This is a genomic window from Mesorhizobium sp. M7A.F.Ca.US.002.01.1.1 (assembly GCF_004022955.1).
GTDB lineage: Bacteria > Pseudomonadota > Alphaproteobacteria > Rhizobiales > Rhizobiaceae > Mesorhizobium > Mesorhizobium ciceri.
This window is the reverse complement of the sequence record NZ_RZQE01001067.1, coordinates 1-427: the sequence shown is the minus strand read 5'-3', so window position 1 is coordinate 427 and position 427 is coordinate 1. Positions and strand designations below refer to the sequence as shown.

Annotated in this window: 1 protein-coding gene; it reads right to left on the bottom strand. The window is 67.0% G+C overall.

The window, feature by feature from the left end:
• Window positions 1-427: LysR family substrate-binding domain-containing protein (locus tag EN932_RS37735; RefSeq protein WP_164890924.1), on the bottom strand; the 427-nt coding region annotated here is incomplete at both ends.

Here is a 427-nt window from a genome sequence, read left to right as displayed (position 1 = left end):
GTCGAACCACGGCAGGTCGCGAAACACGATCCGCGGCGGCGCGGCGGCACGCAGGCTGGCTTGCACCGTCGCCAAGCCGAGACCCGCGCTGACAAGGCCGAGCGAGGTCAGCGGGTCCGCCGTCTCATAGGCGATGTCGGGCAAAAAGCCGGCTTTGGCGCAGGCGGCAAGGAACTGGCCGCGATTGGTGTCGTCCGGCTGGCGCACGACGGTGATCCAGGTGCGACCGTCAAGATGGTGAGGCCCGATCTCTGGCACTTCAACGAGTGGGTCATCTTCGGGGATCGCCAGCACCAGCGGCTCATGCCGCAGCGCCATGGCGGCGACATCCGGATCATCATCGGGTGGCGACGAGTAGACAAAGCCCAGATCCAGCGACCGCTGCCGTAGCCCTTCCAACTGCGCCGCCGAACGCAGGCTTCTCAGC